Source organism: Pigmentiphaga litoralis, assembly GCF_013408655.1.
GTDB lineage: Bacteria > Pseudomonadota > Gammaproteobacteria > Burkholderiales > Burkholderiaceae_B > Pigmentiphaga > Pigmentiphaga litoralis_A.
In genome coordinates this window covers 1,025,051-1,031,874 of record NZ_JACCBP010000002.1, presented here as the reverse complement: position 1 = coordinate 1,031,874, position 6,824 = coordinate 1,025,051, and the positions used below count along the sequence as shown (strand labels likewise).

The 6,824-nt window shown below is 62.0% G+C and carries 5 protein-coding genes and 1 rRNA gene; 4 read left to right on the top strand and 2 right to left on the bottom strand.

The genetic code is table 11. From position 1 onward, the window contains the following. Nucleotides 1-66, bottom strand: a 16S ribosomal RNA gene (locus HD883_RS24535); the annotation flags it as partial. 1,185 nt (nt 67-1,251) lie between these two features. Here HD883_RS24535 and HD883_RS24530 point away from each other — a divergent pair. Further along, on the top strand, nt 1,252-2,256 hold the full coding sequence (locus HD883_RS24530; protein WP_179589696.1) for a hypothetical protein: 1,005 nt from the start codon (nt 1,252-1,254) through the stop codon (nt 2,254-2,256). Nucleotides 2,257-2,797: 541 nt separating this feature from the next. On the opposite strand, the gene HD883_RS24525 is transcribed toward HD883_RS24530, so the two are convergent. After that, nucleotides 2,798-3,598, bottom strand: coding sequence for an IclR family transcriptional regulator (locus HD883_RS24525; RefSeq protein ID WP_218863593.1), 801 nt, complete (start codon nt 3,596-3,598; stop codon nt 2,798-2,800). Nucleotides 3,599-3,713: 115 nt separating this feature from the next. Here HD883_RS24525 and HD883_RS24520 point away from each other — a divergent pair, with 115 nt between their 5' ends. From HD883_RS24520 to HD883_RS24510, 3 genes are read left to right on the top strand one after another with little or no spacing between them, the layout of a single operon-like run. Then, the gene (locus HD883_RS24520; RefSeq protein WP_179589695.1) at nt 3,714-4,586 is read left to right on the top strand and encodes a polysaccharide deacetylase family protein; all 873 of its coding nucleotides are present in this window, start codon (nt 3,714-3,716) and stop codon (nt 4,584-4,586) included. Continuing rightward, nucleotides 4,583-5,815 (top strand): LVIVD repeat-containing protein, encoded by a 1,233-nt coding sequence (locus tag HD883_RS24515; protein WP_218863591.1) that lies wholly within the window; start codon nt 4,583-4,585, stop codon nt 5,813-5,815. The genes HD883_RS24520 and HD883_RS24515 overlap by 4 nt, the downstream gene beginning before the upstream one ends. Before the next feature lie 16 nt (nt 5,816-5,831). After that, nucleotides 5,832-6,824: a CobW family GTP-binding protein gene (locus tag HD883_RS24510; RefSeq protein WP_179589694.1), complete on the top strand. Its 993-nt coding sequence runs from the start codon at nt 5,832-5,834 to the stop codon at nt 6,822-6,824.

Here is a 6,824-nt window from a genome sequence, read left to right as displayed (position 1 = left end):
TTCGACTTGCATGTGTAAGGCATGCCGCTAGCGTTCAATCTGAGCCAGGATCAAACTCTTCAGTTTAATCTCTAACTATTTGTGTACTACGAGGTTAAGTCGTGAAACTCTTCCCCGCGGCACGTTCGCTGCGTACTCTCAAAGAACTTGAAGGTTGGATATGATCCTTCCTACAAATTTACTTCTATGAGCACTTGATTTCATTGGGCTAGTCGCTTGCGCAATCCGAGGATCGCACCGCTCAACACGCGCACTGGCTTCAAGTGCCCACACTTATCGGCTGTTTAATTTTTAAAGAACGGGTACTGCGGTATTCGGTGTTGCTAACTTCGGTACTGCAAATCTTGTACTGCTGAACCACTTGCTTTGCTGCGTCGCCGACTCAACTTTCGTTTCGTCGTTTGCTGCAGCAAGCCTGCTATTCTAAACCATCTTTTCGCGTCGTGCAAGTCGCCTTGCTTTGCTGCGTGCGCCGCGTGTTTCGCTGCGCTGGCTCGTTTACTTCCTAGTGCGTTGCCGTTGAATTTCTTCATCAGCACAGAAGCGAGATTATGAAGGAGTTTTTTACGCTTGTCAAACCGTTGAAACATTCAAAGTTCGGAAAATCAAACTGCGAACACTCAACTACCAGACATCTTCATTACCGCACTGCTGCTCTTCAGAACCCGCTGCACCGCTGCTGCCTAGGCAGATCGCGTTGCGTTTTGCGTTTGTTCCGTCGAGCCAATGAATATAGCACGGAAAAATTCCGGCTTGCAAGCGGACCGGAACAAATTTCGTTGGCGCCATATATCAAGCGCCCGACGCCGAAAGCAGCACGCCATCTGAAGGATGCCATCGGGTCCTTAGAGCCATCAGCTCCTTATATATAGGCAGAGCACACCCGCGCGGATGACCTTCCCGGCCACTGCAGACACCGCACAGTTGTAATCGCTTCCAATTATCCGCAAAAGTCACTGCTGAGCTGGCCCAGGTAAATCTCGCAAAATCTCCTGAACGCCTTTATTTACGCCGCTTTGTAATTCCTTCCGCGAACGCTCACGCGTGCGCGAGGCACCGGACCACGTCACGCAAGTCAGAAAAGTTCCCGGCGTTTTGCCACAGTTTCCCAGCGTACGGACTCATCCTCAGCTCATCCTTGCGAAAGATCGCTGCAGTGCGGCATTCCATGTGGCACGGTCGTTGCTCCACAGGGTCAAGGAGTCGCCGCCCGGACGGCTCCAGTCACAAACAACAACACGGACTCTTCTTATGACAACCATCGTCAACAACGACCGCGGCCCCAGAATCTCCTTGGGCGCCATCTTCGCAGGCGTCAGCCTGTCGCTCGTCTCCTACCTGATCCTGAGCGTGCTTGGCACAGCGATCGGCGCAGGCGCCATCGAACCGCTGGAAGAAGGCAATCCGGTGCAAGGCATGGGTATGGGCACCGGCATCTGGCTGCTGCTGACGACGGTGATCTCGATTGCCATCGGCGCCTACTTTGCGGGCCGTTCGTCGCGTTCGCAAGGCAGCCTGCACGGCGTGCTGTCGTGGGCGATCACGACGATGCTGACGATCTGGCTGCTGACGTCGATTGCCGGCGGCATCTTCGGCGCGGCGGGCAGCATTCTGGGCAAGGGTCTGTCGATCGCAGGTGAAGGCGCCATGCGTGCCGCTCCCGCCGTCGCCGATACCGTCAAGGATCAGCTGCGCAAGAACGGTGTCGACATCGACATGGGCAGCATCCAGTCGGAACTCGACACGCTGCTGCGTCAGACCGGCAAGGCCGAACTGAACCCCGAGCGCCTGCAGGACAAGGCACAACAGGCTGCGCAAGACGGTCAGAACACCGCGCAGAACGCCGCCACGCAACCGCAATCGGCCGACAACGACCTGTCTGCCTGGTGGAATCGTGTGAAGAGCCAAGCCGCGCCGGCCCTGAACGCCGCCGACAAGGAAGCCCTGGTCAACATCATCCAGGCCCGTACCGGCAAGTCGCGTGAAGAGTCGCAGCGTATTGCCGACAACTACGAGCAGACGTATAACCAGACCATGGCCAAGATCGAAGAAGCCAAGAAGCAGGCCGAGCAGAAGGCGCGTGAAGCGGCTGATGCAACCGCCCGTGCCGTGTCGCAAGGCGCATGGTGGACCCTGGCTACCCTCATCATCGGCATGCTGATCGCCGGTGGCGCTGGCGCCGCAGGCTTCAAGCGTCGTCCGCTGGCCTACCGCGACGACGTCGTTGCCGGTGGTACGACGGTGGTCCGTCCGTAATACGCAATAGATAGGCACTGCCTTAAGGAAATACCTTAAGGCACTACGCCAAGGCAGTACCCCGGACCCCGAAACAGAGACGCCGGCATACGGCGCGAGCCAGGGGCCCGTTGGCCAGTCGTCGCACCCTGCGACGGCTGGCTTTTGCACACCAGGTCCACCGAACCTGCTGACGATGCGATCCGCAGTACTGCATGACCTGCCGGCACGGCCGGTGGATGACACGAACAGCGACGTTCCTTGCGAGTCTCGCGAATGGCTCCGTCGCCCTATGGAGACAGCCATGACCGAGAAAACCGCCAGCCATCCGGCACCTGCTGCGACGGCAACTCCCCTCCCCCCACTGAATCAACGCAATGTGCGCCCGACTGCGCAGGTGTCCCCGCGCGTCCCGCAGCGCACCCCTGCCCCGGTGCGCCGTGGCGCCGCCGCGGACGCAACCGCGTCTTCCAAGCCAAGGAAGGGCCCACCCAAATAAGGGGGAACCCGCCCGGCTCGAGACCAGCCGGCTGCGGCTGCACGCCGTGGCCGACCTGATGCGTTACCGGTACAACAGCCGCCGCACTTCATCGACTTCCTGCTGCAGCAGCGGAACGATGTCCTGCTGACGTGCGGGCGTCATGCGGCTGGAAATGGCTGCGACGGTCAATGCGGCGACGGGCACGCCCAGCTGGTTCACGATCGGCAGTCCCATTGCGGTGACGCCGGGTACCGCCTTTTCGCCGATCAGCGCATATCGCTGCGTGCGCCCCGCCGCGACCGACTGACGCAAGTCATCGGCATCGAAGTCACCATAGGCGCCAAGGCGCGGGCGCACCGCCGCAATGATTTCTTCGACTTCGGCCGGCGTCATGCTCAATAGCAATGCCAGGCCGCCTGCATTCACGCCCAGCGGTTGACGGCTTCCGACCGGCACGACGGGGGTCTGGATGGGATAGTGCCCGGGCACACTGCTGACACAGATCGCGTCGTTGCCGCGCCGGATGAACAGGAACGAGGTGTCGCCGGTGGCGCGCGCCAGGCGTTGCAAGGACGGGGCGCACAGATCGACCAGATTGAAGTGATGCGCGGCGGCCAGGCCCAGTTCGAAGGTCAGTGACCCGAGCCGGTACCGTTTGCTGCGCGTATCCCGCACCAGCAGGCCTTCTTCGACCAGGGTCTTGAGCATGCGGTGCGCCGTGGGCCGCTCGAGTTCGCACAGGTCGGCCACTTCGACAAAGCGCAGGCCGACATCGCGATGCACGGCCAGGACTTTCAGTACACGGACGACCCGGCGGATGCCCTGGGTGCCGTCGGCGGCGGCGCGTGCCGCGGGCTTTTCTACAGGCTGGATCGAGCTCAAGACCAGTATTTCCAGATAGTGGACATTTTGACAGGCATCGTTGACACGACTGATGCGTGCGCGGAGGATGGATTAACAGAATCCGTCCCCCCATTATCCACATACTGGACATTCGATGCAGCCACGCGACCGTCTGCCTTATTCGCCCATCATTGACCGCCCCCGTTTGACCCCGCCCGATGGCGCGCGCGTCATCGTGTGGCCCATCGTCAACGTGGAAGACTGGCAGATCGAGCGGGCCATGCCGCGCCAGGTACTGCCCCCACCAACCGGCATCACGACTCTGCCCGATATCCCCAACTGGGCCTGGCATGAGTACGGGATGCGTGTCGGCTTCTGGCGGCTGAAGGCCGCCCTGGACCGGCGCGGCATCGTGCCGACGCTGTCGATCAACGGCAATGTCTGCAACCGCTACCCGCGCGTGGCGCAGGAAGCGCACGACGCCGGCTGGGAGTTCATGGGCCATGCGTTCACGCAGATGCCGACCCACCAGGTCGAAGACCAGGCGGCCATGATCCGGCAGACCGTGGAAACGATCGAAGGATTTACCGGCAAGAAGCCGGTGGGCTGGCTCGGACCCGGACTGACGCAGACCTACGACTCGGTGGACCTGCTGCATGACGCCGGCATCCGCTACATCGGCGACTGGTGCCTGGACGACCAACCCTGCCGGCTGCAGGCCGGGTCGGGCGAGATGGTCGCCATGCCGTACTCGGTCGAACTCAACGACATTCCGATGATGGCCGTGCAGCATCACCGGTCGGACGTGCTGCTCGAACGCATCAAGGATTCCTTTGACCGCCTGTATATGGAGGGCGGGGACCATGTGCGCGTGATGGGCATTGCGGTCCATCCTTTCCTGAGCGGCGTGCCGCATCGGATCAAGTATTTCGAACAGGCGCTCGATTACATCCAAGGGCATTCCAACGTGGCGTTCATGACCGGTGCGCAGATCCTGGACTGGTTCAACACGCAGGAGCAGGCATGAACAGCAAGACGTCGGGCGGCGCCCAATTCCTGAACATGCGCCTGCTGGCCCAGAACGACCTGGGCGGATATGGCGGTGTGGGCGAAGGCGTGGCGATGCAGGTCCTGCCTGGCGGCCGCCGCGTGCTGTGGATGGCGCATGAAAGCGCGCCGAAAAACTTTACGGCGGTGGATGTGACCGAGCCGCGTTCGCCCAAGGTGATCGCGCAGACCGACCTGCCCCATGCATCGATGCGGTCCAATTCGCTGGAGATCTCGGGCAACCTGATGGCGGTGGCGTATCAGGTCAGCAAACCAGGCCTGGCCCCTGCCGGGTTCGAGATGTTCGATATCAGCGTGCCGGAGCATCCCCGGTCGATCGGGCACTTCGATGCGTCCGGTCCGACCTCGCGCGGCGCGCATGCCGTGTGGTTTGTCGACGGCGAAACCGTGCATATGACGTGCAGCGATCCGTCGCTGACGCCGCGCAATCCGAAAGACGACCAGATCTACCGGATCGTTGACGTTCGCAACCCGACCAAGCCCGAGGCCATCGGCCGCTGGTGGCTGCCGGGAACCATGGAAGGCGACGACGCGCCGCCGCCCAAACGGCTGGCGCCCGACCTGGACTCCGGGTTTCGCGCGCACAACACCAACGTGTACCCCGATCGTCCGGACCGCTGCTACCTGGGCTACATCGATGGCGGCGCGTTTGTGATGGATATCTCGGACAAGCGCAATCCGAAGCCGATCTCGAGCTTTCGCAACTCGCCGCCGTTCAAAGGCTTCACGCACACGCTGATGCCGCTGTTCGGCCGCAACCTGATGGTGCTGACCGACGAGTGCGTGCAGGACAACGGCGGCGACTGGCCCAAGCTGGTGTGGCTGCTTGATGGCAGCGACGAAACCAACCTGGTCAGCATCTCGACCCTGCCCGCGCCGCCCGTGGATGTGTTCAAGCGGCGCGGTGGCCGGTTCGGCGCGCACAACATCCACGAGAATCCGCCGGTTGCCGGCGCGTTCAAGTCCGAAGAACTGATCATCGGCACGTTCTTCAATGGTGGCGTGCGGGCCTACGACATCAGCGACCCGTATCAGCCGCGCGAGGTGGCGTACTTCGTGCCGCCGGCGCCGGCCAATTCGCCGGTGGGCGCGATCCAGCTGAACGATCTGTTCGTGGATGACCGCGGCATCGTGTTCACGGTCGACCGGCACACGGGCGGCCTGTACGTGATCGAAATGACGGTGTGATGCCATGACGTCGCCCATGCCCAAGGATGCGCGTGTCCCGGTGATTGTCGTGTCGGGATTTCTCGGCAGCGGCAAGACCACGCTGCTGAAAAAAGTGCTGGCGACGCCCGAGCTGTCGGACTCGCTGATGATCGTCAATGAGATAGGCGAGATCGGCATCGATCACCATCTGCTGGAAAAGTCGGACGACCGCACGGTGCTGCTGGATAACGGCTGCCTGTGCTGCCAGCTGCGCGGCGACCTGCAGGAGCTGCTGGTGGACATCACGCTGCGCCGCCGGCGCGGCGAGCTGCCCGGCTTTGACCGGGTGATCGTCGAGACCAGCGGACTGGCCGATCCGGGGCCGGTGGCACAGACCTTGTATAGCGACGCGCCGCTTGCGCGGGATTATCGGCTGGCCCACGTCGTGGCGCTGGTCGATGCGAACAATGCCGAGGGCCGCCGTGCGGCGCCCGTGATCGCCTCGCGCCAGGTGGCTGCCGCCGACCTGGTGATCGTGACGAAAACGGACCTGGCAACGCAGGACCAGGTCGCCGAAAGCCTGGACTGGATAAACACGATCAACGGATTTGCCAGGCGCGAGATCGCGTCGCACGGTGACATCGATATTGCCCTGCTTGCAGGGGTATCGCCTTTCGCCTGGCAAGAACCCACGGAGACAGAACAAGGAGGGTATCTCGGGTCCTTACTCACGCCCCATCCCAGGGACGTGACGAGCTTCACTCTGACATTCAACGAACCCCTGCCTCGCGAGCTGTTCCAGGATTTCCTCGACATCCTGGTGCGCCTGCGGGGAGCGGACCTGCTGCGCGTCAAAGGCATCCTGCATTTCGAGGGCGAAGCCGCCCCCGTCCTGGTCCAGGGTGTCTGCCATGTGTTCGACAAGCACGTGGCGCTGGCCAAGGGCGCGTCTGCCCCTGACCAGTCGACGCTCGTCTTCATTGTCCGGGCGCTTGCGCGCAAGGACATCGAATCGCTTTGGCTTTCGCTGCTTTCGCTGTCACGTTGA

Bases quoted from the DNA above. Each gene is read 5' to 3' on its own strand.
- HD883_RS24530 (WP_179589696.1), top strand. From the start codon at position 1,252: ATGACAACCATCGTCAACAACGACCGCGGCCCCAGAATCTCCTTGGGC.
- HD883_RS24510 (WP_179589694.1), top strand. From the start codon at position 5,832: ATGCCCAAGGATGCGCGTGTCCCGGTGATTGTCGTGTCGGGATTTCTC.
- HD883_RS24520 (WP_179589695.1), top strand. From the start codon at position 3,714: ATGCAGCCACGCGACCGTCTGCCTTATTCGCCCATCATTGACCGCCCC.
- HD883_RS24515 (WP_218863591.1), top strand. From the start codon at position 4,583: ATGAACAGCAAGACGTCGGGCGGCGCCCAATTCCTGAACATGCGCCTG.